Origin of the sequence: Streptomyces sp. GbtcB6 (assembly GCF_019091475.1) — a bacterium.
Taxonomy (GTDB): domain Bacteria; phylum Actinomycetota; class Actinomycetes; order Streptomycetales; family Streptomycetaceae; genus Streptomyces; species Streptomyces hyaluromycini.
Window position 1 is genome coordinate 93,106 of sequence record NZ_JAGXJL010000028.1, and the last position, 24,206, is coordinate 117,311.

19 protein-coding genes are annotated in these 24,206 nt (G+C 71.2%); 16 read left to right on the plus strand and 3 right to left on the minus strand.

The genetic code is table 11. The features are described 5' to 3' along the window. Positions 1–2: 2 nt before the first annotated feature. The gene (locus KVT45_RS36350; RefSeq protein ID WP_217553434.1) at positions 3–1,586 is read right to left on the minus strand and encodes an ABC transporter substrate-binding protein; all 1,584 of its coding nucleotides are present in this window, start codon (positions 1,584–1,586) and stop codon (positions 3–5) included. A 186-nt stretch (positions 1,587–1,772) separates the two neighbouring features. On the opposite strand from KVT45_RS36350, the gene KVT45_RS36355 reads away from it, so the two are divergent. The 4 genes from KVT45_RS36355 to KVT45_RS36370 all read left to right on the plus strand — a co-directional run bounded on the left by KVT45_RS36355 (position 1,773) and on the right by KVT45_RS36370 (position 7,190). Beyond that, on the plus strand, positions 1,773–2,555 hold the full coding sequence (locus tag KVT45_RS36355; RefSeq protein WP_217553435.1) for an IclR family transcriptional regulator: 783 nt from the start codon (positions 1,773–1,775) through the stop codon (positions 2,553–2,555). Positions 2,556–2,714: 159 nt separating this feature from the next. After that, positions 2,715–4,763, plus strand: a complete 2,049-nt coding sequence (locus KVT45_RS36360) for an NADH:flavin oxidoreductase (RefSeq protein ID WP_217553436.1) — start codon at positions 2,715–2,717, stop codon at positions 4,761–4,763. A 55-nt stretch (positions 4,764–4,818) separates the two neighbouring features. Then, on the plus strand, positions 4,819–6,072 hold the full coding sequence (locus tag KVT45_RS36365) for an SRPBCC family protein (protein ID WP_217553437.1): 1,254 nt from the start codon (positions 4,819–4,821) through the stop codon (positions 6,070–6,072). Beyond that, positions 6,069–7,190, plus strand: coding sequence for a hybrid-cluster NAD(P)-dependent oxidoreductase (locus KVT45_RS36370; RefSeq protein WP_217553438.1), 1,122 nt, complete (start codon positions 6,069–6,071; stop codon positions 7,188–7,190). Before KVT45_RS36365 ends, KVT45_RS36370 begins: the two co-directional genes overlap by 4 nt. Before the next feature lie 182 nt (positions 7,191–7,372). Here KVT45_RS36370 and KVT45_RS36375 read toward each other — a convergent pair whose 3' ends face one another. Next, on the minus strand, positions 7,373–7,951 hold the full coding sequence (locus KVT45_RS36375; RefSeq protein WP_217553439.1) for a cysteine hydrolase family protein: 579 nt from the start codon (positions 7,949–7,951) through the stop codon (positions 7,373–7,375). Beyond that, complete coding sequence (locus tag KVT45_RS36380; RefSeq protein ID WP_217553440.1) at positions 7,948–9,453, minus strand: cytosine permease; 1,506 nt, start codon at positions 9,451–9,453, stop codon at positions 7,948–7,950. Before KVT45_RS36380 ends, KVT45_RS36375 begins: the two co-directional genes overlap by 4 nt. Before the next feature lie 419 nt (positions 9,454–9,872). Between KVT45_RS36380 and KVT45_RS36385 the strand changes: the two genes are divergently transcribed. The 12 genes from KVT45_RS36385 to KVT45_RS36440 all read left to right on the plus strand — a co-directional run bounded on the left by KVT45_RS36385 (position 9,873) and on the right by KVT45_RS36440 (position 24,058). Further along, positions 9,873–10,904, plus strand: coding sequence for a hypothetical protein (locus KVT45_RS36385; RefSeq protein WP_217553441.1), 1,032 nt, complete (start codon positions 9,873–9,875; stop codon positions 10,902–10,904). 32 nt (positions 10,905–10,936) lie between these two features. Next, positions 10,937–12,208, plus strand: coding sequence for an FAD-dependent oxidoreductase (locus KVT45_RS36390; RefSeq protein ID WP_217553442.1), 1,272 nt, complete (start codon positions 10,937–10,939; stop codon positions 12,206–12,208). A gap of 61 nt (positions 12,209–12,269) precedes the next feature. Next, positions 12,270–13,118: a xanthine dehydrogenase family protein subunit M gene (locus KVT45_RS36395; protein ID WP_217553443.1), complete on the plus strand. Its 849-nt coding sequence runs from the start codon at positions 12,270–12,272 to the stop codon at positions 13,116–13,118. Continuing rightward, a complete protein-coding gene (locus tag KVT45_RS36400) occupies positions 13,115–15,487 on the plus strand; it encodes a xanthine dehydrogenase family protein molybdopterin-binding subunit (RefSeq protein WP_217553444.1) in 2,373 nt (790 codons plus the stop codon). Before KVT45_RS36395 ends, KVT45_RS36400 begins: the two co-directional genes overlap by 4 nt. Continuing rightward, a complete protein-coding gene (locus KVT45_RS36405) occupies positions 15,484–16,020 on the plus strand; it encodes a (2Fe-2S)-binding protein (protein ID WP_217553445.1) in 537 nt (178 codons plus the stop codon). Before KVT45_RS36400 ends, KVT45_RS36405 begins: the two co-directional genes overlap by 4 nt. Next, the gene (locus tag KVT45_RS36410) at positions 16,011–16,661 is read left to right on the plus strand and encodes an SRPBCC family protein (RefSeq protein WP_217553446.1); all 651 of its coding nucleotides are present in this window, start codon (positions 16,011–16,013) and stop codon (positions 16,659–16,661) included. Before KVT45_RS36405 ends, KVT45_RS36410 begins: the two co-directional genes overlap by 10 nt. After that, a complete protein-coding gene (locus KVT45_RS36415; protein WP_217553447.1) occupies positions 16,658–17,347 on the plus strand; it encodes an isochorismatase family protein in 690 nt (229 codons plus the stop codon). The genes KVT45_RS36410 and KVT45_RS36415 overlap by 4 nt, the downstream gene beginning before the upstream one ends. Positions 17,348–17,358: 11 nt before the next feature. Then, positions 17,359–18,249, plus strand: a complete 891-nt coding sequence (locus KVT45_RS36420) for an alpha/beta fold hydrolase (protein ID WP_217553448.1) — start codon at positions 17,359–17,361, stop codon at positions 18,247–18,249. Then, positions 18,239–18,718: a MarR family winged helix-turn-helix transcriptional regulator gene (locus tag KVT45_RS36425; protein ID WP_217553449.1), complete on the plus strand. Its 480-nt coding sequence runs from the start codon at positions 18,239–18,241 to the stop codon at positions 18,716–18,718. The genes KVT45_RS36420 and KVT45_RS36425 overlap by 11 nt, the downstream gene beginning before the upstream one ends. 84 nt (positions 18,719–18,802) lie before the next feature. Continuing rightward, on the plus strand, positions 18,803–19,573 hold the full coding sequence (locus tag KVT45_RS36430; RefSeq protein WP_217553450.1) for an aspartate/glutamate racemase family protein: 771 nt from the start codon (positions 18,803–18,805) through the stop codon (positions 19,571–19,573). A 141-nt stretch (positions 19,574–19,714) separates the two neighbouring features. Further along, positions 19,715–21,253: a cytosine permease gene (locus tag KVT45_RS36435; protein WP_217553451.1), complete on the plus strand. Its 1,539-nt coding sequence runs from the start codon at positions 19,715–19,717 to the stop codon at positions 21,251–21,253. Between the two features lie 57 nt (positions 21,254–21,310). Further along, the gene (locus KVT45_RS36440; protein WP_217553452.1) at positions 21,311–24,058 is read left to right on the plus strand and encodes a hypothetical protein; all 2,748 of its coding nucleotides are present in this window, start codon (positions 21,311–21,313) and stop codon (positions 24,056–24,058) included. Positions 24,059–24,206: the final 148 nt, after the last annotated feature.

Sequence of the window (24,206 nt, forward strand, 5' to 3'; positions counted from 1 at the left end):
GCTCAGGCTCCCTTCAGGCCGATGCCGAGGTAGTCGAACTCGAAGCCGTGCTCGGCGTATCCGCGGACCTTGCGGGAGAGCCCGACCAGCCGGTCGGCGAACATCGGTGTCATCGCCCCGCCCTTCTCGATCACCAGGTTCTGTGCCTGGCCGTAGAGCTCGCGCCGCTGCGTGGCGTCGGTCTCGGCGCGGGCGCGGTCGAGGACGGCGTCGAAGTCCTTGTCGGACCACGCGGTCTCGTTGTAGGAGGAGCCGCTGCGGAAGATCTGGGTGAAGAGCTGGTCGACGGGCCGGCCCGTGTACCAGTAGGTCGCCATCAGCGGTTTCTTCATCCAGATCTGCGTGTAGTACGAGTCCGCGGCGGCCGTCTTGACCCGGATGCGGATGCCGGCCCGCTTGGCGGACTCCTGGTAGGCGAGCGCCATGGGGGTGAGCAGCGGGTCGTAGGCGGAGGTGTAGAGGTCGACGGCCAGCCCCTCCTGCCCCGCCTGCTTCAGCAGGTGGCGGGCCTGGTCGGGGTCGTGCGCGGGGTGCGCGGAGATGTGCAGCGGGTCGTCGGGCGGCACCGGGTTGTCCCAGCCGGGGGTGCCGGCGCCCTGGAGGGCGACCTTCACCACGTGCTCGGGGTCGTAGGCGAGCTTCATCGCCTGCCGCACGCGTACGTCGGTGAAGGGCTTGTCGGTGGTGAGCATCGGCAGCACGTACCACTGGGCGTTCTTCACCCGGGCGACGGTGGCGCGGTCCGAGGCGGCGACCACGCGGGCCGTCGCGAAGTCGAGGTTGGTCTGCGAGAGCAGGTCGACCTGGCCGGCCAGCAGGGCGTTGGCGCGGGCCGACATGTCGGCCACGGAGTAGAAGGAGATCGCGTCGAGCACGGGACGCCCGGCCCAGTGGTCCGTGTACGCGGTGACGCGGCCGGGGCCGGCGGGCGCGAAGGACTCCAGTTTGAAGGGGCCGGTGCCGATGCCGGTGCGGCCGACGGACTTCGCGCTGCCGTCCGGGACGACGTAGCAGTTGTAGTGCGTGAGGAGGCTGGGGAACTCGGCGTTCGGGGACTTGAGCGGGACGACGAGCGTGTGGGCGTCCGGCGTGCGCAGGGTCTTCGGGTCGACGAGCGGGGCGAGGACGGCCGCCTGCGGGGACGCGGTCGCCTTGTCGAGGATGTGACGCAGGGTGTAGGCGGCGTCGGCGGAGGTGAAGGCGCGGCCGTCGTGGAAGGTGACGCCCTTGCGCAGGCGGAAGGTCCAGGTGCGGGCCTTGGCGTCCGTCTCCCAGGACTCGGCGAGATCGGGGGCGAGGTCGCCGTCGCTGCCGACACGGACCAGGCGGTTGTAGAGGGCGCCGAGGTATTCGTACGCCGACAGGGAGCTCGCGGGGTCGAGGGTCTCGGCGTCCGAAGCGGGCGGGCGGGCGATCCGGAGAGTGCCGCCGCGGTCGGGCGTGCCCTTCGGCGCCGCCGCGGGCAGCACCGTGCCGGACGCCGCGCCCGAGCATCCGGACAGCAGCCAGGACGCACCGAGACAGGCGGTACCGGCGGCACCGGCGGCGAGGAAAGACCGCCGTCCTGGGTGGTGGGTGTCGGTCATGGGCCGACCGTCCTTCTCGCTATTCGTTCAGCGGAACGATTGAGTGGAGTGCGTGAACGATAGCCATACGGCGGTTTCCCGCCAAGCCTCAGGACCGGAAATTAACTGCGGAAACGGATCCGTAACCGGCCCGGCGGGGGCCCCGGCCCCCGGGAGGGCGGCCGTCCGGCTGGCTATCCTTGCGCCATGACCGGCAACGGGAGGCCTCGCGACACCTCGGTGCAGTCCGTCGACCGCGCGGTGTCGATCCTCCAGTCGCTGTCCCGGCGCGGCCCGTCCGGCGTCACCGAGATCGCCGGGACGCTGGGGCTGCACAAGGCGACGGTCTTCCGGCTCCTCGCCACGCTGGAGTCGCGCGGCCTCGTCGAGCAGGACGCCGAGCGCGGCCGCTACCGCCTGGGCTTCGGCATGGTCGAACTGGCCGCGGGCGCCGGCCGGCAGAGCGACCTGTCGCTGCTGAGCAGGCCGGTCTGCCGGGAACTGGCCGCCGCCGTCGGCGAGACGGTGAACCTCGCGATCCACGACGGCATCGAAGTGATCACCATCGACCAGGAGATCGGCGGCGCGACCATCGCCAGCATCGACTGGGTCGGCAAGCGCAGCCCCCTGCACGCCACGGCCGCGGGCAAGGTCTTCCTGGCGTACCTGCCGGAGAAGGAGACCGACGAGGTGCTGGCGCGGGGGCTCGCGCGGTACACCCCGCACACGATCGTCGAACCGGCGCTCCTGAAGGAGCAGTTGGGGACGGTCCGCGAGTGCGGGTACGCCACCACGTCGGAGGAGCACGAGATCGGGCTGGCCGCCGTCGCCGCGCCGGTCCGTTCCCCGGACGGCCGGGTCGTCGCCGCCGTCACGGTGTCCGGTCCGGCCTTCCGGGTCAACGACGACACCGTGCCGGCCCTCGCGGAGCGGGTGCGGGAGGCGGGCGCCAGGATCTCCTGGCGCCAGGGCCACCGCAAGCACGACTGACCGACGACACCCGGACCGGCTCTTGACGGCCGCGGGCCGACGCCCTCACCATTTGTCTCGCATCGCGAGTCTGTTTCGCAATGCGATACGACCGACGCTGCCGCGCAGCCACCGAAGCTCTGCCGCGGCCGTCGGCACCCCGCTTCCCGAGGAGTGGTCATGCCCTCCCAGAGTGTCGATCCCCTGCTCCAGCCCTTCCGCCTCAAGCACCTCACCCTGCGCAACAGGGTGGTCAGCACCTCCCACGAGCCCGCCTTCGGCGAGGACGGTCTGCCCAAGGACCGCTACCGCGCCTACCACGTCGAGAAGGCACGCGGCGGCGTCGGCCTGACCATGATCGGCGGCTCCGCCGTGGTCTCGCCGGACAGCCCGCCCGCCTTCGGCAACCTGCTGCTGTACCGGGACGACATCGTGCCGTGGCTGCACCGGCTGGCCGACGAGGTGCACGACGCCGGAGCGGCGGTCATGTGCCAGGTCACCCACCTGGGCCGCCGCACCAGCAACTACTCCGGTGACTGGCTGCCGGTGCTCTCCGCGTCCCCGCTGCGCGAGCCCGCGCACCGGGCGTTCCCCAAGGCCGCCGAGGCCTGGGACCTGGACCGCGTCACGGCCGACTACGTCGCCGCGGCACAGCGCTGCCGGGAGGCCGGCCTCGACGGCATCGAGCTGGAGGCATACGGCCACTTCCTGGACAGCTTCCTCTCCCCCACCACCAACCACCGCGACGACGACCTCGGCGGCAGCCTGGACCGACGCATGGCCTTCCCGCGACGGGTGATCCGGGCGGTGCGGGAGGCGGTCGGCCCGGACTTCGTGGTCGGGATCCGGCTGATGCTGGACGAGGACCGCCCGGGGGGACTGACCTTCGACGACGCCCTGGTGGCCGCGGAGCGTTTCACCGACGACGGCATCGACTTCGTCAGCACCATCCGCGGCTCCATCGAGAGCGACGCCTCCCTGGTCCGCACGATCCCGCCGATCGGCACCCCGCTGGGCCCCTTCCTGGAGTTCACCGGCGAGGTCCGGCGCCGGCTGCGGGTGCCCGTGATGCACGCGGCCCGGATCGCCGATCCCGCCACCGCGCGGTACGCCCTGCGCGAGGGGCTGCTCGACCTGGTCGGCATGACCCGCGCCCAGATCGCCGATCCCCACCTGGTCGCCAAGATCGCGGGCGGCCGGGAGGACCGCATCCGCCCCTGTGTCGGGGCGAGTTACTGCCTGGACGCGATCTACGACTCGGGCGACACCAAGTGCGTCCACAACCCGGCGACCGGCCGGGAGCTCCAACTGCCCCACACCGTCCCGGCCAGCACCGGCCGCCGGCGGAAGGCGGTCGTCGTCGGCGCCGGCCCGGCCGGCCTGGAAGCCGCCCGGGTGCTCGGCGAACGCGGCCACGACGTCGTGCTGTTCGAGGCCGGCGACCTCCCCGGCGGGCAGATCCGGCTCGCCGCGTCCAACCCGCGCCGCCGCGATCTGCTCGGCATCGTCGACTGGCGGGTCGCCGAGTGCAAGCACCACGGCGTCGACCTCCGCTTCGGCAGGTACGCCGAGTCCCGCGACGTGCTCGCCGAACACCCCGACCTCGTCGTGGTCGCCACCGGCGGCATGCCCGACCGGTCCTTCCTCGACAAGGGCGAGGACCTGGTCGCCGACACCTGGGACGTGCTGACCGGCGCACTGCGCCCACGGGGCGAGGTACTGGTCTACGACGACCACGGCGGCTACCCCGCACTCGACGCCGTCGAAGTCCTCGCCCCGTCCGGCGCCCGCCTGCACTTCGTGACGCCGGAACGCACCCTCGCCCCCGACGTCGGCAGCATGAACTCCCCCGCCTACCTCAAGGTCTTCGCGGAACACGGCGTGACCACCACCCTCGCCCGGCGGCTGCGCGCCGTACGCCGCACCACGGACGGCCGCCTGGCCGCCACCCTCCACAGCGACTACACCGGCACCGACACCGAACTGACCGTCGACCACGTGATCGTGGAACACGGCACCCTGCCCGCGGACGAGCTGTACCGCGAACTGCTGCCCGGATCCAGCAATCTCGGCGAGATCGACCACCGCGCCCTGCTGGACCACCGGGAGCAGACGGTGGTCCGCAACGACGCCGGACGCTACCGGCTGTTCCGCATCGGCGACGCGGTCACCAGCCGCAACATCCACGCCGCCGTCTACGACGCGCTGCGCCTGTGCCTGCCGGTCTGACCCGGGTGACCCGTGTGACCCGTGTGACCCCGACCAACCCTCTGGAGACACGAAGTTGAGCACACTCGCCCCCGCGACGGACCTGGCCGGCCTGGTGGCCCGCCGTCCCGTCGGCCGCAGTCTGGAAGCCCCCTTCTACATGAGCCGGGAGTTCTTCGACCTCGACATCGAGGCGGTCTTCGCCCGGCACTGGCTGTTCGTCGCCGCGGAGGCCGAACTCCCCGAGCCCGGCGACTACGTGACCGTGACCCTCGGGCCGTACTCGGTCGTCGTCGTCCGGGACGACGACGAAGAGGTACGCGCCTTCCACAACGTCTGCCGCCACCGCGGTGCCCGCATACTCAACGACGAGCGCGGCTCGGTGGGCAACATCGTCTGCGGCTACCACCGCTGGACCTACGGCGTGGACGGCCGCCTGCTGCACGCGGAGTCCCAGCCGGCCGACTTCGACCCGTCCTGCTTCGGCCTGCGGAGTGTGCACGCCCGCACGGTCGCCGGCCTGGTCTTCATCTGCCTCGCCGAGGAACCGCCCGCCGACTTCGACGAGGTGGCCGCCCGCATCGAGCCGTACATCCTGCCGCACGGCCTGCGCCGGGCGAAGGTGGCCGGGCAGATCGACCTGGTGGAGAACGGCAACTGGAAGCTCACCATGGAGAACAACCGGGAGTGCTACCACTGCGGCGGCCACCCCGAGCTGCAGTGTTCCCTCTTCCCCGTGTACGGCTACGCCGAGCAGGACGTCCCGCCGGTGCTGCGACCGGCGTACGAACGCTACCTTCAGGCCGACGCCGAGTCCCGCCGGACGTACGAGTCACTGGGCCTGCCCTACGAGGCGATCGAGGAACTGGACACCCGCACCACCGGCTTCCGCATCCAGCGCGAACCGCTGGACGGCGCGGGCGAATCCTTCACCGAGGACGGTACGGCTGCCTGCAAGCGGCTGCTGGGCGACTTCCGCACGCCCCGCCTGGGCCGCCTCTCGATGCACATGCAGCCCAACGCCTGGTTCCACTTCCTCTCCGACCACGCGATCACCTTCTCCGTGATCCCGCTCGCAGCGGACCGCACCCTGGTCCGCACCACCTGGCTGGTGCACCCCGACGCGGTCGAGGGGGTCGACTACCACCTCGACAGCCTGACGCGGGTGTGGACGGCCACCAACGACCAGGACGCGCTCCTCGTCGCCCGCGCCCAGCAGGGCATCGGCAGCCCCGCCTACCAGCCCGGCCCCTACGGCCCGACCGAGTACCAGGTCGAGGCGTTCGTCAACTGGTACACGACCCGGCTGAAGGCGCACCTGGCACGATGACCGACACGCTCCCGGCCTGGGCCGGCACCCGTTCCTGGACCGACGAGGACACCGGCGGCGACACGAGTGGCGACACCGGCGGCCTGCTGGTCTGCAAGCAGGTCCACACCCTGACCCCCGACGTCAGGACCTTCGTTCTCCAGCCCCCGCAGCCCCGCCTCTTCCACCACGATCCCGGACAGTTCCTCACCCTCACCGTCGACATCGACGGCCGGCCCGTCGAGCGGTGCTACACCATCTCCTCGCCGCCGACCCGCCCGCACTCCGTCGCGATCACCGTGAAGAGGGTGCCGGGCGGCCTGGTGTCCAACTGGCTGCACGACAATCTGCGGCCCGGCCACACGGTGCGGGCGAGGGGGCCGCTCGGGGATTTCACCCTCGCCCGGCACCCCGCGCCGAAGTACCTGTTCCTGTCCGGCGGCAGTGGCGCGACACCGGTGATGGCCATGACGAGGGCCCTGTACGACCTGGCGCACCCGGCCGACGTGGTGTTCGTCCACAGCGCCCGCACCCCCGCCGACATCCTCTTCCGCCGGGAACTCGACCTCATCGCCGCCACCGCCCCCACCGTCCGGGTGGTGCACGTCTGCGAGGAGGACGGCCCGACCGAGCCCTGGGGCGGCCACCGCGGCCGGCTGACCCTCGACATGCTCCGGCAGATCGCCCCCGACTTCCGGCAGCGGGAGATCTTCACCTGCGGCCCCGGCGGCTACATGGCCGCCGTGCGCCACCTGCTCGCGACGGCCGGGGCCGCCATGGACCGCTACCACGAGGAGAGCTTCACCTTCGACGCGCCACCGGCCGCCGAAGCCGTCGCCGACACCGGTGCCGGCACCGGGGAATCCACCGAAGGACGCGTCTTCACCGTCGAGTTCACCCGCAGCCGACGCACCCTCACCTGCGACGCGGACACCTCCCTCCTCGCGGCCGCCACCCGGGCCGGCCTGAGCCTGCCCGCCTCCTGCGCCCAGGGAATGTGCGGCACCTGCAAGACCACCCTGCTGGCCGGATCCGTCGACATGCGGCACAACGGAGGCATCCGGCCGCGCGAGATCGCCCAGAACAAGATCCTCCTCTGCTGCTCCCGGCCTCGGGAGAACCTCGTCGTCGACGCCTGACGTCCGGCGACGGCTCGACCGGGCCACCGCCCACGTCCCGGCATGCTCCGCGCTCCGGCCTCGGGGGTCGTTTCCGCGTCCGCAACCGTCCACCGGCGGGCACCGCCGCCCTGCTTCGGCGTCTCGAAGTGCACTCCGATCGCCGGTTCCCGATGTGGTCCGGAGCCGTCGTCGGATTCCCGTCACCGCGCATCGCCCTTGAGGAGTTGGTCAACCTCCAATACCTCGATCAGCGGCGCGTACAGCCTCATCACCTCAAGCGCCCGAAGGTGCGTGGTGTCATCCACGCCCGCGCAGGCGTCGGCCACGACGGTGACCTGGACTCCGGCGTCCGCGGCGGCCAGCGCGGTCGAGAGCACGCAGCAGTCCGTACTGACGCCGGCCAGCACCAGCCTGCCGCCGGGGCCGACCCGCTCGGCCAGCTCGGGCGTCCACTTTCCGAACGTGGCGGCGTCGAGTGGACGCGCCGGATCCTGCCGGCCCAGGGTGAATTCGTCGGTCAGCTCCCACAGGCACGCGGACGGTGGTTGGAGGGCGAACGGCCACTGGTCGTAGTAGGGGCGCCAAGCGCCGGTCGGTTCGGCCGGGGCGATGAACCGGGTGAACACCACCCGGTCCCCGAAGGCCGGCAGAAGTCGGAGCACTCCGGCGGCGGCCTCCGCGTAACGGGGCACGGCCCACGGGCTGTTCGGCTCGGCGAAGACACGCTGCATATCGATGACCGCGAGCAGACCGCCGGAGTCGACCACTGAACCGGTCATGCCTCGACCACCTCCACTTCGCCTTCCGGGGCCGGCTCGGAGTACGGCTGTTGTTCCTGTGCGTGGATGCGGTTGCGGAAGAGGAACAGCGTGGCGGCGAACGCGAGCACGAGCGCCGTGAGCACGCCGAGGTTGGCGTAGGCCCAGGCACCGGTCCTGCCGCCGAGGCCGAAGGGCTTGAGCAGGTAGCCCTGCCAGTCGAGCCAGCCCGCGGTGGTGTTGGTCACCAGGCCCCAACCGAGCGCGGTCCCGCCGAGGGTGACCACGAGCGGGGCCACCCGGACATCGCCGTAGCGGCCCCGGGGACGGAACAGGTCGTGCTCGTCGTATCCGCGCCGGCGCAGCGCGAGGTCGGCGAGGATCACGCCGCACCACGCGGCGATGGGCACGCCGAGGGTCGTGAGGAAGCCCTGGAACTGTCCGATGAAGCTGCTGCTGAAGAACACGATGTAGATCGCGCCCACCGTCATCAGCACGCCGTCGATCCCCGCGGCCGCGTAACGCGGGATGCGCACGCCCACCGCCAGCAGCGCCAGCCCGGAGGAGTAGATGTCCAGCACGGCGCCGCCGACCATGCCCAGGACGGCCACCACCGCGAACGGCAGCAGGAACCAGGTCGGCAGGATCGTGGTCAGCGCGCCGACCGGGTCGATCGCGATGGCCGAGCTCAGCGAGCTCGACGAGCCCGCGAGCAGCAGTCCGAACAGCAGCAGGAGTATCGGCGCCAAAGACGCCCCGAAGGTGATCCAGCCCACGATGGAGCGGTTGGAGGTGCTGCGCGGCAGGTAGCGGGAGTAGTCGGCGGCCGCGTTGACCCAGCCGAGCCCGAACCCCGTCATCATGAACACCAGGGCCCCGATGAACTCCTGGAACGAGCCCGAGTGGACGGCGCTGACCGTGTGCCAGTGGATGTGACCGGCCACCAGCGCCATGTAGACGACCGTCAGCACACCGGTCACCACCGTGATCACCGTCTGCAGGCGCATGATCATGTCGAAGCCCATCACCCCGCCGGCCACGGTCAGCGCCCCGACCACGATCAGCGCCGCGACCTTGACGCCGGTCCCGCCGCCCCAGCCGAGCCGCCCGAAGACCGTCGCCGTGGCCGTCGTGGCCACGGCGATCAGCACGGTCTCCCAGCCGACGTTCAGGATCCACGAGATCGCCGCGGGAACCCGGTTGCCGCGCACGCCATAGGCCGCCCGGCTGAGCACCATCGTCGGCGCCGAACCCCGCTTGCCCCCGACCGCGATGAACCCGCACAGCAGGAACGAGCAGACGATCCCCAGCACGCCGGCGATCAAGGCCTGCCAGAACGAGATCCCGAACCCCAGGGCGAAGGACCCGTAACTCAGCCCGAGAAGCCCCGCATTCGACCCGAACCAGGGCCAGAACAGCGAACGCGGCAAACCCTTGTGCTCGCTCTCGCCGATCACATCGAGGCCGTGCGACTCCACCGCGAACGGCCGACTTTCAAGTCTTTCAGCTGGGGCATCCACCATGGTGACCTACTTAGGCGTGATGAGGGGAGAGAGGGGTTCCCTGCACGGACGTGTCCGGAGAATGACCGGATTCAACTAGTCCGAGTGCGGATAATTAAGCACGGGCACCCTGCCGGCACAAGACCTCGCCATCGAAAGTTCACCGCCCACCCCGGTGCGGCACCTCGGACATGTCCGTGATGTTGAAAAAATCCGTGCCGCTGAGCTGCAGATTCGGCTGCCGAATGGCCGAGAGTCGCCAACGGAGTCGATCCCGACTCTTGACAGAGATAGATAGTTAGTACTCGGATTAGTTATGTGAGTGGCGCTCCGCCGCTCCGCCGTCACGGTGCCGGCGCTTGCCCACAGCCGGGTCCGCGCCCCACATGTCCAGGTCGTTCGCCACCGACGCTCACCCCTCCCGCCTCTTGGAGCGAGACATGCTCGACCTCAGTTCCGTCGATCTGCTCGATGCGTTCACCCGCGAGCTGAAGCTGTGCAAGCTCAAGCCCGGCGAGCACGTCGTGATCCTGTCCGAGCCGACCAGCCGCGGCGACTACGTGGCGGCCGCCTTCGGTGCGGCCAAGTCGAGCGGCGCGCACGTCATCGCCGCCACCGTGCCCGGCGGCAATCCGTCCCCCGCGGACAGCACGCGCACCGGAGCGGGGCCCGGTCTGGCCGCGGTGCTCAACGACACCGCCGCCCAGGAACTGCTCAAGTCGGCCGACCTGGTGGTGGACCTCACCCGGGAGGGATTCATCCACGCCCCGTTGCAGCAGGAAATCCTGGGGACCGGTACCCGCATCCTGTTCGTCTGCGACGCCCCGGACGTCCTCATCCGCAACCTGCCCAAGGAGCAGGACAAGGCGGAGGTCCTCAAGGGCGTCGCGCTGCTGGAGCGCGCGTCCGAGATGCGGGTGACCTCCGCGGCCGGCACCGACCTGACCGTCGAGGTGCCGGGCTCCAGGCCGGAGTTCCAGGTGGGCTTCGCCGACGACCCGGGCCGCTGGGACCACTGGCCGAGCACCATGGTGCTGTGCTGGCCGCGGATCTCCGACGGCCGGATCGTGCTGGCGGAGGGCGACATCCTGCTGCCGTTCAAAGAGTACGTACGTCAGCCGGTCACCCTGGACATCGCGGGCGGGCACATCGAGAAGGTCTCCGGGGGCGCCGAGGCCCAGCTGCTGAACGCCTTCTTCGACGACGCGCACGACGAATGGGCGCGCAGCCTGTCGCACATGGGCTGGGGCCTGATGCGGACGGCCGACTGGTTCGCCACCGCGCTGTACGGCAAGAACGAGCTGATGGGCATGGACGCGCGGGCCTTCGCCGGGAACTTCCTGTGGTCCACCGGCCCGCACCCCGTGCTCGGCCGCGAATCCTACGCGCACCTCGACATCGCCATGCGCGGCTGCACCGTCCGCGTCGACGGCCGGGACGTCGTCACCGCCGGCCGCCTCGTCGACTTCTGACACCGCCTGCCGCACCCGCAACCGGAGAACACATGCCATCCACCCAGTCGTTCGAAGTGGTCATCGTCGGAGGCGGTCTCGGCGGCATGACCGCCGCACTCTCGCTGCGGCAGCGGGGCCTGCGGGTCACCGTGCTGGAGCAGGCACCGCAGTTCGGCGAGATCGGCGCGGGCATCCAGACGGCCCCCAACGCGAGCCGGATCCTGCTCGGGCTGGGACTGCGCAGGCGCCTTGAGGCCATCCACACCGAGCCCCAGGAGCAGGTGCGGCGCCGGTGGAAGGACGGCAGTATCGTCGGCCTGACCCGGCTCGGCGATTTCTGCACGCAGCACTACAACGCCCCCTATTGGCACTACCACCGCGCCGACCTGCACAGCGTCCTCGTGGACGCCTGCGTCGACCCGGCCGGCCCCGGACCGGTCGTCGAGCTGCGCACCGCGAGCCGGGTCGCCGGGCTGGACCGGGGCGACCCCCGCCGCCCGGCCGTGGTGACCGACGACGGACGACGCTTCGAGGCCGACGTCGTGCTCGGCGCCGACGGCATCCGCTCCCGGGTCCGCGAGCTCATGGACCTGCCCGACACCCTGCTGTTCTCCGGCGAGATGGCCTTCCGGGCCCTGATCCCCGGCGACCTCATCGCCGCCGACCCCGCGACCCGATTCCTGATGGACCGCTTCCAGAGCACCATCTGGTACGGGCCCGACCGGCACCTGGTCCACTACATGATCCGCGGCGGCGAGTACCTCAACGTCGTCGGCTGCGTCCCGTGTACCGACGAGGCCGCCGAGAAGTGGACCGTCCCCGCCACGGCGCAGGACCTGGTCGACGCCTACCAGGGCTGGGACGACCGGGTCGCGGCGCTGCTGTCGAAGGCGAAGGACGAGGTGCCGGCCTTCGCCCTCCACCACCGCCGCCGCGACCCGGTCTGGATGGACGGCCGGGTGGCGCTCCTCGGCGATGCCTGCCACGCCATGCTGCCCTACCAGGCTCAGGGCGCCTCCCAGGCCATGGAGGACGCCGCCGTCCTGGCGGAGGAACTGGGCCGCGTCGGCGCGGACGGCGTCGAGGGCGCCCTGCGTCGCTACGTCGAACGGCGGGCCAAGCACGCCGGCATCGTCCAGGACGCCTCCTTGCAGAACAAGACCTTCTACCACCTTCCGGACGGCCCCGAGCAGCAGGCGCGCGACGACTTGCTCAGGCGCGGCTTCGACGGCGAGTCCGATGTCTCCTACGACTGGCTGTGGAGCGGCACGCCGCTCGACGACCCAGATCTGGGCGCCTACTCCTACAGCTTCGCCCGCTGACCGCGGCCGCCGGCCCGCCCGGCGGGGCGGTGCCCCGGCAGGCCCGTACGACTGGAGAGACATGAAGCCCGCAGCCTTCCGCTACCACCGGGCGCGCGACGTCGACGATGCCACGGCGCTGCTCGCCGACCTGGGCGAAGACGCCAAGGTCGTCGCCGGCGGCCAGAGCCTGGTCGCGATGATGAACTTCCGGCTGGCCCGCCCCAGGCACCTGGTGGACATCGCCGGTCTGCGCGAACTCGACCACCTCGACACCGGCGACGACGGCTGCCTGCGCATCGGGGCGCTCACCACCCACCACACGGTGGAGATCGCTCCCCCGCGGCGACTCGGGGCGGGATTCGACGTCATCCGCAACGCCATGGGGTGGATCGGCCACCTGCCGATCCGCACCCGCGGCACGGTCGGCGGCAGCGTCGCGCACGGCGACGCGACCGCCGAGTGGTGCCTGCTCGCCGTGCTGCTGGACGCCGAGTTCGTGACCCACAGCCCGCGCGGCCGACGCCGCATCCCCGCCCAGGGGTTCTTCTTCGGCTACTACACCACCGCCCTGGAGCCGGACGAGATCATCGTCGAAGTGGTCTTCCCGCGCCCGGCGCCGCACGCGGCACTCACCGAGTTCGCCGAGCGCCGAGGAGACTTCGCGATCGTGTCCGCGGCCGTGGACCTCGACGCCGACGGCCCGGCGGTCCGCGGCGGACGGGTGGCGCTCGGCGGGGTGGCCGCGATGCCGGTACGCGTACCCGAGGCGGAGGCGGTACTGGCCGACGGCGGTTCCTTCCGTGACTGCGCCGAAGCCGCGGCCGCGGCGGTGGACCCGCCGGGTGACACGAACGCGAGTCCCGCGTACCGAAGGCACCTCGTGCGCACCCTGGTCGAACGCGCCTGTGAGGAGGCGATGTCCCGATGAAGCCCGTCCAGGACCACCGGCTGGTCGGCAGGTCGGTGCCCCGCCGCGAGGATCCCCGCCTGCTGACCGGGCGCGGCCGCTTCGTCGACGACATCGAACTGCCCGGCATGCTCCACGCGCAGTTCGTCCGCAGCACGGTCGCACACGGCCGGATCACCTCCGTCGACCTGTCCGAGGCGCGCGCGGTCCCCGGCGTCCTCGCCGCGTTCACCGCGGACGACCTGGAGCTCGGCGACATCGTGGCGCAGCTCGGCCGTCCGCTCACCGAGTTCGTGCCCACGGCCATGCCGGTCCTCGCCGGCGACCGCGTCCGCTTCGTCGGCGAACCGGTCGCCGTGGTCGTCGCCCGGGACCCCTACACCGCCGAGGACGGGGTGGAAGTGGCCAGGGTGACGTACCAGGCGCTCCCGCCGGTCACCAACGAGGAACAGGCCCTCGCCGCCGACGCCGTGCCGGTGCACGAACAGGCCGCGCGTAACACCCTGGTCGACGTCACCCTGTTCGCCACCGATGGCATCGACGAGATCTTCGACAAGGCCGCGTGCGTGGTCCACGTGGAGGCGAGGACCGGGCGGCAGAACGCGCTCCCGCTGGAGACGCGCGGCGCCGTCGCGCACTGGGACGACCGGGAGGACCAGCTCGTCCTGCACACCTGCACCCAGGTCCCGCACCAGGTACGGACCGTGGCCGCGGGCTGCCTGCGGCTCGACGAACGCGCGGTGCGGGTCATCGTCCCGGACATGGGCGGCGGCTTCGGCCTCAAGTGCGTGGTCGGCCGCGAGGAGATCGCCGCCGCGGCGGCCGCGCTGCGACTGCGCCGGCCGGTCAAGTGGATCGAGGACCGCAAGGACGCGCTGTCGGCGTCCTTCCTCGCCCGCGAACAGCACTACACCGCCCGCGCCGCGTTCGACGCCGACGGCCGGATCCTCGGACTCGACGCGGACATCGTGTGCGACATGGGCGCCTACTCCTGCTACCCGTTCACGGCGGGTATCGAGCCGCTGATGGCGGCCGCCGAGATGCCCGGCGTCTACCGGGTGCCGGCCTACCGGGCGCGCGGTCGGGCGATCACCACCAACAAGGCGCCCACCGCCCCGTACCGGGGCGTGAGCCGCCCCCAGCACGTGATGGTCGCCGAGCGGCTCATGGAACGCGCCGCCCGCGAACTGGATCTGGATCCGGTCGAGATCCGGCGCCGCAATGTCATCACCGAATTCCCCTACACCGGCGTCAACAACATCACCTACGACCCGGGCTCGTACCTGGAATCCCTCGACCTGTGCGAGCGGACCCTGAAGGAGGCGGGCTGGTACGAGCGGCAGGCGGCCGCCCGCGCCGCGGGACGGCATGTCGGGATCGGCTACAGCTGCTTCAGCGAACGCACCGGCTACGGCTCGGGCGCCTTCGCCCAGCGCAAGATGGCGGTCGTCCCCGGCTTCGATCTCGCCGAGGTCCGCATGGACACCAGCGGCGCGGTCACCGTCACCACCGGCACGATGAGCCACGGCCAGAGCCACGAGACGACCATGGCGCAGATCGTGGCCGACGCGCTCGGCGTCGACCTCGCCAAGGTCAAGCTCCACCAGGGCGACACCGAGCGCATCACCTATGGCTGGGGCACCTTCGCCAGCCGCTCCATCGCGGTCGGCGGCAGCGCCGTACGCCTGGCCGCGGCCAAGCTCGGCGACAAGCTGCGCGCGATCGCCGCCGCCGAGTGGGGCATCCACCCGGACGAGACCGAACTGGACCTGGGGCGGGTCCGCCGTCGCGGCGCCCCGGACACCGCGCTCACCCACCAGCACCTCGCCGAGACCGCCTACCTCAAGTCGCATCTGCTGCCCAAGGACATCGACCCGGGCCTGACCGCCGGCGCCGTCTTCGACGGCTCCGTCGACGGCACCTTCTCCAACGCGACGCACGGAGCCGTCGTCGAACTGCACGAGGGCACCGGCCAGGTGGAGATCCTCGGCTACGTCTGCGTCGAGGACTGCGGCGTGGCGATCAACCCCCAGGTCGTCGAGGGCCAGTGCCGCGGGGGCATCGCCCAGGGCATCGCGGGCGCGCTCTTCGAGCAGGTCACCTATGACGCGCAGGGCGAGCCGTCGGCCACGAGCTTCATGGATTACAAGGTCCCCACCGCTCACGAGATCCCCGATGTCACCATCCTCCACCTGGAAACCCCCTGCGCCTTCACCGAGACCGGTGCCAAGGGCGCGGGCGAAGGCGGCACGATCGGGGCCCCCGCCGCGGTACTCAACGCCGTCAACGACGCCCTGCGCGCCACCGGCGTCGAACTGGACAACACCCCGATCACACCGGAGACGGTCCACCGAGCCCTGACCTCGTCAGCAGCGGAGCAGACACCATGAACGACACCAGCGGACTGGACGAGATCCAGCTCATCACCCTCGATGTCAACGGCACCTCGCACGAGGTGATCGCCCCGGCGCGCCGCACCCTGGTGGACGTGCTCCGCCACGATCTGCGGCTGACCGGCACCCACGTCGGCTGCGAGCACGGGATCTGCGGAGCCTGCACCGTGCTCGTCGACGGCATGCCGGCCCGGGCCTGCCTGATGTTCGCCGCGCAGGCGGAGGGGGCGCGGATCGCCACCGTCGAGTCCCTCGCCGACCCCGGCACCGGCGAACTCAGCGATCTGCAACGGGCGTTCACCGAGCACCACGGACTGCAGTGCGGCTTCTGCACCCCCGGCTTCCTGATGCTCGCCGAAGGCTTTCTCGCCGAGCGGCCGGAGGCGACCCGCGCGGAGATCCGCGAAGTCGTCGCCGCGAACCTCTGCCGGTGCACCGGCTACCAGACCGTCGTCGAGGCGATCGATGCCTGCGCGACCGCACGGCGCGACCGGCGGACCGCGGACACGAAGGAGACACCGTGCAACTGACCAACACCGTCCCCGTCAAAGCCGCACCCGACGCGGTGTTCGCCCTGATCAGTGACGTCCAGCGGGTCGCGTCCTGCATGCCCGGCGCAGCCTTGGAAGGCCGCGACGGCGACGCCTGGCGCGGCACCGTCAAGGTCAAGGTGGGCCCGATCACGGCCGCGTACGCCGGTACTGTGCGGTTCCTGGAAGTCGACACCGGCAAGCGCGTCCTGCGCGTGCACGCCCGCGGCGCCGACACGCACGGCAGCGGCGACGCCGAGGCAGAGGTCTTCCTCGAAGTCGTCCCGGACCAGGACGGCGCGCTGCTGAACCTCGCCACGGATCTGCTGATCCGCGGCAAGATCGCCCAGTTCGGCAAGGGTGCCATCGTCGCCGTCTCCGACCGGATCCTCCAGCAGTTCGCCCAGAACCTCGCGGACCTGCTGCTCTCCCCGGGCGGCGCGCAGTCCGCCGCGGGAGAAGGCACCGCCGCGGCGACATCCGGGGCGCCCGTTCGCGCGGGCACGGCGCCTGCCGCGGCACCGGCCGAGCTGAACGGCCTGTCGCTGATCGCCGGCCCGCTGCTGAAGAAGTACGGCCCGGTGATCGCCGCCTTCGCGTGCGGGTTCGTCCCGGGCTGGCTGCTGGGCAGGCGTCGATGAACGGACTGTACGGCGACACCGCGGATCTCACCTACCGCCGGGCCGGCTTCGGCGCCCCGGTCCGCCGCGGCGACCGACCCGCGATCGTCGTGGTGGACCTGACCCGGGGCTTCACCGAGGACTCCTACCCCTCGGGCACCGACCTGACCGACGTCGTGGCCGCGACCGCCCGCCTGATCGAGGCGGGCCGCCCCGCCGAGGTGCCGGTGGTCTTCACCGCCATCGCCTACACCGAGGCCGAGGCGTCAGGCGATGCGGTCCCCTGGCTGCACAAGGCGCCCGGCCTGCGCGTGCTGCTCGAGGGCAGCGAAGCCGTGGACGTCGATCCCCGGCTGCCCCGGCGGCCCGGACACGACCCGCTGGTGGTGAAGAAGGGCGCCTCCGCGTTCTTCGGCACCCACCTCGCCGCCGCGCTGACCGGACTCGGCTGCGACACCGTCCTGGTGTGCGGCGCCACCACGAGCGGCTGCGTGCGGGCCACCGCCGTCGACGCCGTCCAGTCGGGCTTCCCGGTGCTCGTGCCCCGCGAATGCGTGGGCGACCGGGCCGCCGGACCGGCCGACGCGGCTCTCTTCGACATCCAGGCCAAGTACGGCGACGTCATCAGTCTCGCTGACGCCGTCGGTTACCTCGGCTCCCTCTCCGCCCCGACCGCTTCGGGCGGCGCGCGGCGCACACGCCCATGAGGAGGGACCACATGCCCAGACGTTCGGTTCTGCAGGACGCACTCGCCGATCTTGCCGACGTGCCCGCGACCAGCCGCTGGATTCGGTCTGGGGACGTACGGCTGCACGCGCTCGACTACGGGGGCGACCTCCCTCCACTGGTCGTTCTGCCCGGCATCACCAGCCCCGCGATCACCATGGATTTCGTCGCCCGCGAACTGACCGACCTGGTCAGGCCGGTAGTGGTGGACGTCCGCGGCCGGGGGCTGTCCGACGACGGCGGAGGCTACGGACTGGAGGACTACGCCTCGGACACCGAGGCCCTGATCACCGGGCTGGGACTCGACCGGCCGCTGCTGCTCGGCCACTCCATGGGCGCGCGGATCGCGGCGGTCGTCGCGGCCCGCGCCGCGGTACCCCTGCGCGGGGCCGTCCTGGTCGACCCGCCGCTGAGCGGCCCGGGCCGGGCACCGTACCCGACCGGCCTGGACGCGTTCCTGCGCCAGTTGTCCGAGGCCAGGCGCGGCACGGACGCCGACGAGGTGGCCGCGTCCTGGCCCGCCTGGCCGCGACGGGAACAGGAGCTGCGGGCGCGCTGGCTGTCCAGCTGCGCGCAGGAGGCCGTCGTGGCCACCCACCACGGCTTCGAGCACGAGGACTTCTACGACTGGTGGCCCTCGGTGCCGGCGCCCGTCGCCATGCTGTACGGGGCCGACAGCCCGGTGGTCACCGCGACCGGGGCCGAGGAGGCCGCTGCGCGCAACCCGCGGGCAGCGCTGCAGCCGGTCCCCGGCGCCGGGCACATGGTGTTCTGGGATGCCCCGGCGGCCGCTCTCACAGCCCTGCGCGAGGCCGTGCGGGCGATCCTTTCCCCGCCCCGTCCCACCGGCCACAGCGTGTTTAGGTGTGACCATGTCCGATGAGACCCCGGTTTCCGAAACCGCCCCGCAGGCCCCCGTAGCGCTGACCGCCGCCCCCGGCTACCAGGTACGCCGCTTGTACCAGGCCTATCTCGCCGTCTGGTTGCGTGAGGTCGACCCGGTGCTCACCGGGCCGCAGTTCGCCGTGCTCCAGACCGTCCAGGCATATCCGGGCCGTGACCAGAGCTCGCTGGCGTCGGCGGTGGCACTGGACACCTCGACCATGGCGGACGTGGCCAGGCGGCTGGAGAGGCGGCAGCTGATCACCCGTCGCACCGCGGCCGACGACGGCCGCCGCAAACTGCTCTACCTCACCGAGGAAGGCGAAAAGGTCCTCAGCGAGGCCGAGCACCGCACCCGGGCGCTGGACGAGCTCCTGCTGGAGCCGTTCGGCAGCGCCGGCCGTGAAACCGTTCTGCACATGATCACGTCCCTCGCCGACCACTGGGTGGGACTGGCCTCGGGCTCATAGCCCTCCCGGTCGCCGGACCGCCGTACTCGGGCGCGCTCCGGGCGAGGGGAAGGGCGTCGCCCCGTATCTCAACCGGAGCATTCCATGACGGATCATCACATCGGCCTGATCGTGCCCAGCTCCAACCTGACGATGGAGACCGAGCTGCCGCGGATGCTGGGCGCCCGCGAGGCCGCCCTGCCCGGCGACCGCTTCGTGTTCCACAGCAGCAGGATGCGGATGAAGCACGTCACGCCCGAGGAACTGCGCGGGATGAACGCGCAGACCGAGCGGGCGGCGCTGGAGCTGGCCGACGCCCGGCCCGACGTCGTCGCCACGGCCTGCCTGGTCGCCATCATGGCCCAGGGGCCGGGGCACCACTGCGTCGCGGAGGCCGCGATCAGCTCGGCGCTGCGCGCCGAAGGCGCCGAGGCCCCCGTGGTCTCCAGCGCCGGCGCGCTGCTGAGCGCCATCGAGGCCCTCCGGGCCAGGCGGGTCGCGATCATCACGCCGTACCTGAAGGAGCTCACCGCCCGGGTCGCCGACTACATCGAGGACACCGGAATCGAGGTGGTCGACGCGCTCAGCCTCGAAGTGCCCGACAACCTGGCGGTCGCCCGCCTGGAACCCGCCGATCTGCGCGCACACTGGCGGCGTCTCGATCTGCGCCGCGCCGACGCCCTGGTGCTGTCGGCGTGCGTGCAGATGCCGTCCCTCGCGTCGATCCAGCCGGTGGAGGACGAAGCGGGGCTGCCGGTGCTCTCGGCGGCCACCTCGACAACGTTCCGCATCCTCACGGAACTCGGCCTGCCTCCGGTCGTACCGGGCGCCGGAAGCCTGCTCAGCGGCCGCGTGACCAGCCCGGTCGCCGGCTGAGCCCAGGGAATCGGGCCGGCCGCACCGGCGACGCATTCCTCGGCGCGGCAGCCACGCGCGCGTGGCTCGTGAACCGGCGATGTCCCGCAACTGATCCACCCCCCTGCCCCTGCACAGCCCTCCACCGAAAGGCACACATCCATGAGCAATGCGGATCGGCAAGGACGACGAGGCACCACCGTCGAGGCGAACGGCGTCAACCCCGTTCCCGACACCGAACGGCGCGGAAAGCCGCGCGATCTGTTCGCCGTGTGGTTCGCCTGGAACATATCGATCCTCGGCGTCAGCTACGGAATCTACGTCTTCGGCCTCGGCCTGAACGTCTGGCAGACGATTGTCGCGGGAATCATCGGGTATCTCGCCTCGGCCACCCTCGTCGGCATCCTCGCGGTCGGCGGGCCCCGCACGGGACTGCCCACGCTCACCCAGACGCGCTTCGCCTTCGGCATCAAAGGCAACAGGATCCCCGCGTTCTTCGCCTACCTGTCCAACATGGGCTGGAAGGTGACGATCGTCACCCTCGCCTCGAGTTCCGGCGCCCATCTGTTCGCGAAGCTGTGGCCGTCGGTGTTCGCGAGATCCGACGGTTCGAGCACCACCCCCGCGCTGGTGTTGTGGTTCGTGGTCGTGCTCGCGGTGACGATGACGGTCGCCGTGCTCGGGCACCAGCTGATCATGAGGCTCGAAGTGTGGATCTCGTGGGTGACCGGCGTCATGACCCTCGCCTTCCTCGGGTTCGTGCTGCCCAAGATCGAGTGGTCGCACCTCGGCGAGGCCCGCGCGGGCGGGGCGCTGGAGTTCGTCGGCGGCATCATCATGGCGATGACGCTCGTCGGCCTGGGCTTCCTGAACTACGGCGGCGACTTCGCGCGCTACCTTCCGCGCGAGACCAGGGCGCGCGGCGTGATCGGATGGACGGTCGCCGGGCTCAGCACACCGGTCGTCATCATGCTCGTCGTCGGGGCGTTGCTGGTCGGCGGGGATCCGAAACTCGGCAGCGCCGCGGCCGCCGATCCCATCGGAGCTCTGACCGCACTGCTGCCGATGTGGTTCTTCGTTCCCTTCTCCATCGTGATCGTCATCTCGCTGGTCTCGGCGGCCATCACCGGCATGTACAGCTCGGGCCTTGCGCTGATGGCGGTCGGCGTTCCGCTGGCCCGCTCCGTGACGACCGCGATCAACGCGACGATCATCGCGGCCGGCGCGTTCTACCTGGAGTTCGTCTCCACCTCGTTCCTCGCGACCTTCGAGTCCTTCCTGTCGCTCATCGCCGTGATGATGGGCACCATGGGCGCGATCCAGCTCGTCGACTTCGTCCGGCAGCGCCGCATGGGCTGGAACACCGACATGGCCAACCCGCGCGGTCACGGCGGGCGCAACGGGCGATGGACGGCGATCACGAGCCTGGTCGTCGGGACTGTCCTGGGCCTGGGCCTGGTCACCAGTTCCGACCCGAACTTCGCGAAGATCACCGGATTCCTGCTCACGCCGAGTGCGCGTGCCGGGGTGTTCGGCTCGAGTGGGCTCGGGATCGTCATCGCCATGGCGATCGGCGCCGCGCTGTACACGTTCCTCACCTTCGGGCTCCACCTGGACCCGAAGCCCGATCACTCGCTGGCGACCGGCACCGGCGCCGCGCGCGGCGCCGGCCAGGCCGTGGCCGACCTGAACGAACACTGACCGACCCGGTGGCGGCGGGACCACAGCGCCTCGCCGCCGCCCGAGGAGCTGACAGCCATGTCCTCATACGAGACCGCGCTGGAGCGGTTCCGGAAGCCGGATCCGTGGCACTCGCCCGCCACCTACTGGTTCTGGCATCACCTGCCCGACAAGGACACGATCCGCGCCCAGGTGCGACAGATGCACGACGCCGGGATCCTCAGCTTCCAGGTACAGGCGCGTCTGTCGTACCCGATCGCGGGCTACCTGGACGAGGACTACCTCGCCGCCTGCCGGTGCGCCGTCGAGACGGCCGCGGAGCACGGCATGATCGTGGGCATCTACGACGACTACAACTGGCAGACCGGCCATGCCGCGGGTCGCGCGGTGAACGGGCACGACGAGTTGCGCGAGCGGCACCTGTTCTGGATGCGGATCGCCGCGGGGAACAGCGAGGGGGCGCTCGGGAAGATCCGGTCGGCGACCGAGAACCTGGGCCCGGCCGCGATGGCGTGGCATTACGAGGGCGGCGTGGTCGCCTGGGCCGACTGGCGGACCGAGTACGTGCTCGTCAAAGCACCGACGCAGAGCACGGTCTTCGAACAGCCGGGGCTCGTCGACCGGACGGAGGGTGCCGCCGACGGGTGTCGCGTCCACTTGGCCGAGCCCGTGCCGGACGAAGCCGAGGCGATCGTGTTCGTCTCGGCCCGGTGCGCCACCTCCCGGCTGGTCAACCCGGTCGATCCGATCGCCGTCGACCGCTTCATCGAGGCCGGCTATCAGCCGTTCGCCGACGCTCTGGGGGAGTTCTTCGGCAGCACTGTCGCCTACATGTTCTTCGACCAGCCGCATGCCGTGTACTACGACTGGGAGGCGCGCACCGGCGATCTGCGCTCGGCGATGCCGTTCCACGCCCGTCTGGCCTCCTCGATCCGGGAGCGCTGGGGCGAGCGGACACCTGACGTGCTCGCCGCGGTGCTCGACGGGGACGACCCGGAGCGGCTGAGCCTTCGCGCCCAGTTCTACGAACACTTCAGCGGCTACGCGATGGAGACGTTCCTCGGCCGGCTGCGTGCCTGGAGCCACGCCCACGGTCTGCGCCAGTCCGGCCACGAGGTGCTCGGACACGTCGGCGGGTGGCGGCTCGACACCTCGTTCACGAACTGGGACCTGCGCGTGAACTTCGGGCTCGACCACTTCGGTGTGGACGGTTACCGGGACCTGACAGCGGTGGACGCCCAGGACGCCCTCACGCAACTCAGCCCGGTGTTCGGCGACTCGGTCGCCCGCCGCCACGGCCGCAGCGGCACGATGGTCGAACAGTACTTCCTCACCCCGCCCCAGGGCGGGGCACCGTGGTCCGGCCACTGGGGGTTGAGCCTGCAGGAGCTGCGCACAACGGCGATCAACCACCATATGCAGGGCATGCGGCAGATGATCTTCCACGGGTTCTACCAGACCCACGGCCACGACGCGGACCACGCATCGCTGAGCAATCCCCGCTTCGACTTCCCTCCGGGGATCAACTTCGAGCCCTGGTTCGCCGATCACTATCCGCGGTTCGCGCTCGAAAGCGCCCGTCTGAGCGAGTTCCTGGAGCCGGTGACACCCCAGGCCGAGGTAGCGGTCCTGTATCCACTGCGCACGGTGTGGACGGCGGGGCAACGCGGCGCGCAGGCCTCCGCGACGGGCGAGTGGACGCGCGCGCTCACCGAAGCCGGAGTCGGCTTCCACCTCGTCGACGAGCGCGACCTCGAGGCCGCCACCGTGGCAGAGGGAGCGGTGTGCTTCGGCGAGCGCCGGTACCGGGCGCTCGTGCTGCCCGCCGTGACCACACTGCGCTCCGCCGCGGTACTGGCCCAGGTCCGCCGCATCGCCGAAGCGGGGACACGGGTGCTCGCCAGCGGCACGACGCCCACCGTCTACCAACACGGACCGCAGACCGCCGGGGCGGACTGGGCGGAACTCGCCCCCGCGGTGGAGGTGCTCGCCGCGGTCCCCGGTACGGAGGCTCTTCGCGGGCTCGCCCCGTACGACGGGAGCGTGCCGACACTGCGCACACCGGACGGGTCGGCGGTGCGCTGGCGCGGTGGCCCGGAGTCACCCGACGCATTCAGGTTCGCGTGCTTCGCCGAACCCGGGGCCGAAGCCGGGGCGACGGTGGAACTCGTGCTGCCTGAAGGGACCTGGCAGGTCGAGGAGTGGATGGCCGCCGACGGAACCGTGCGCAGCCTCGGTTCCGCCGAGAGCACGGTCGTGTTGCATATCGAGCCGAATTCACTACGCCTGCTGCGCGCGCGATACGGCGCAGAACCCTGGTGCGGCGCTCCGGGAACCACCGAAGGGTACGAACACGAGGACGGAGCCGAATGGTCGAGGCCGCAGGTGCTCGGATCCGACTGGCTCCTCGAGATCCCCGACGACGCCCACGAGCAGGCGGGCACCTGCCGCGAGATCGAGGTCACCTGTGGCTGGGAGCGTCAGGGCCTTCCGACGTTCGCGGGCGCCGCCGATTACGTGCGGCGGATCGCGCTCGATGCGCCGACCGCGGTGGAACTGACGCTCCCGGCCGTCGCCGGAGGGGCGTCCCTGTCCGCGAACGGAACGAGAGTCGCGGAACGCGCGTGGTCGCCCTATCGCTTCACGATCCCCGCCGACCACCTGCGATCGGGCTCGAACGAACTGCGTATCCGCCTCACGCCGTCGGCGGCCAACCGCTACTACGCCGGCACCGGCCTTCGCGCCGCACCCGAGCCATGCGGACTGCTCGCTCCGCCCGTGTTGCGCCGCCAGGTCTCACCACCGCTTCTCGACACCGACCACTGACCAGTGCCCAGGCCGTCCCGCCGATCCGCGGCAAGCGCGGCCGGCCACTGCGCCATCATCTGCCGGCGACGACTGCGCACCGCACTGTGTCGGGAGCAAGGGCGGGCGATCGCCCCAGGGGATGGCCCGCTCGCTGCGTCAGAACGCA

Coding starts and splice junctions, on each gene's coding strand:
- KVT45_RS36355 (WP_217553435.1), top strand. CDS start 1,773: ATGACCGGCAACGGGAGGCCTCGCGACACCTCGGTGCAGTCCGTCGAC.
- KVT45_RS36350 (WP_217553434.1), bottom strand. CDS start 1,586: ATGACCGACACCCACCACCCAGGACGGCGGTCTTTCCTCGCCGCCGGT.
- KVT45_RS36425 (WP_217553449.1), top strand. CDS start 18,239: ATGTCCGATGAGACCCCGGTTTCCGAAACCGCCCCGCAGGCCCCCGTA.
- KVT45_RS36380 (WP_217553440.1), bottom strand. CDS start 9,453: ATGGTGGATGCCCCAGCTGAAAGACTTGAAAGTCGGCCGTTCGCGGTG.
- KVT45_RS36390 (WP_217553442.1), top strand. CDS start 10,937: ATGCCATCCACCCAGTCGTTCGAAGTGGTCATCGTCGGAGGCGGTCTC.
- KVT45_RS36360 (WP_217553436.1), top strand. CDS start 2,715: ATGCCCTCCCAGAGTGTCGATCCCCTGCTCCAGCCCTTCCGCCTCAAG.
- KVT45_RS36420 (WP_217553448.1), top strand. CDS start 17,359: ATGCCCAGACGTTCGGTTCTGCAGGACGCACTCGCCGATCTTGCCGAC.
- KVT45_RS36405 (WP_217553445.1), top strand. CDS start 15,484: ATGAACGACACCAGCGGACTGGACGAGATCCAGCTCATCACCCTCGAT.
- KVT45_RS36435 (WP_217553451.1), top strand. CDS start 19,715: ATGAGCAATGCGGATCGGCAAGGACGACGAGGCACCACCGTCGAGGCG.
- KVT45_RS36440 (WP_217553452.1), top strand. CDS start 21,311: ATGTCCTCATACGAGACCGCGCTGGAGCGGTTCCGGAAGCCGGATCCG.
- KVT45_RS36385 (WP_217553441.1), top strand. CDS start 9,873: ATGCTCGACCTCAGTTCCGTCGATCTGCTCGATGCGTTCACCCGCGAG.
- KVT45_RS36395 (WP_217553443.1), top strand. CDS start 12,270: ATGAAGCCCGCAGCCTTCCGCTACCACCGGGCGCGCGACGTCGACGAT.
- KVT45_RS36430 (WP_217553450.1), top strand. CDS start 18,803: ATGACGGATCATCACATCGGCCTGATCGTGCCCAGCTCCAACCTGACG.
- KVT45_RS36415 (WP_217553447.1), top strand. CDS start 16,658: ATGAACGGACTGTACGGCGACACCGCGGATCTCACCTACCGCCGGGCC.
- KVT45_RS36370 (WP_217553438.1), top strand. CDS start 6,069: ATGACCGACACGCTCCCGGCCTGGGCCGGCACCCGTTCCTGGACCGAC.
- KVT45_RS36375 (WP_217553439.1), bottom strand. CDS start 7,951: ATGACCGGTTCAGTGGTCGACTCCGGCGGTCTGCTCGCGGTCATCGAT.
- KVT45_RS36400 (WP_217553444.1), top strand. CDS start 13,115: ATGAAGCCCGTCCAGGACCACCGGCTGGTCGGCAGGTCGGTGCCCCGC.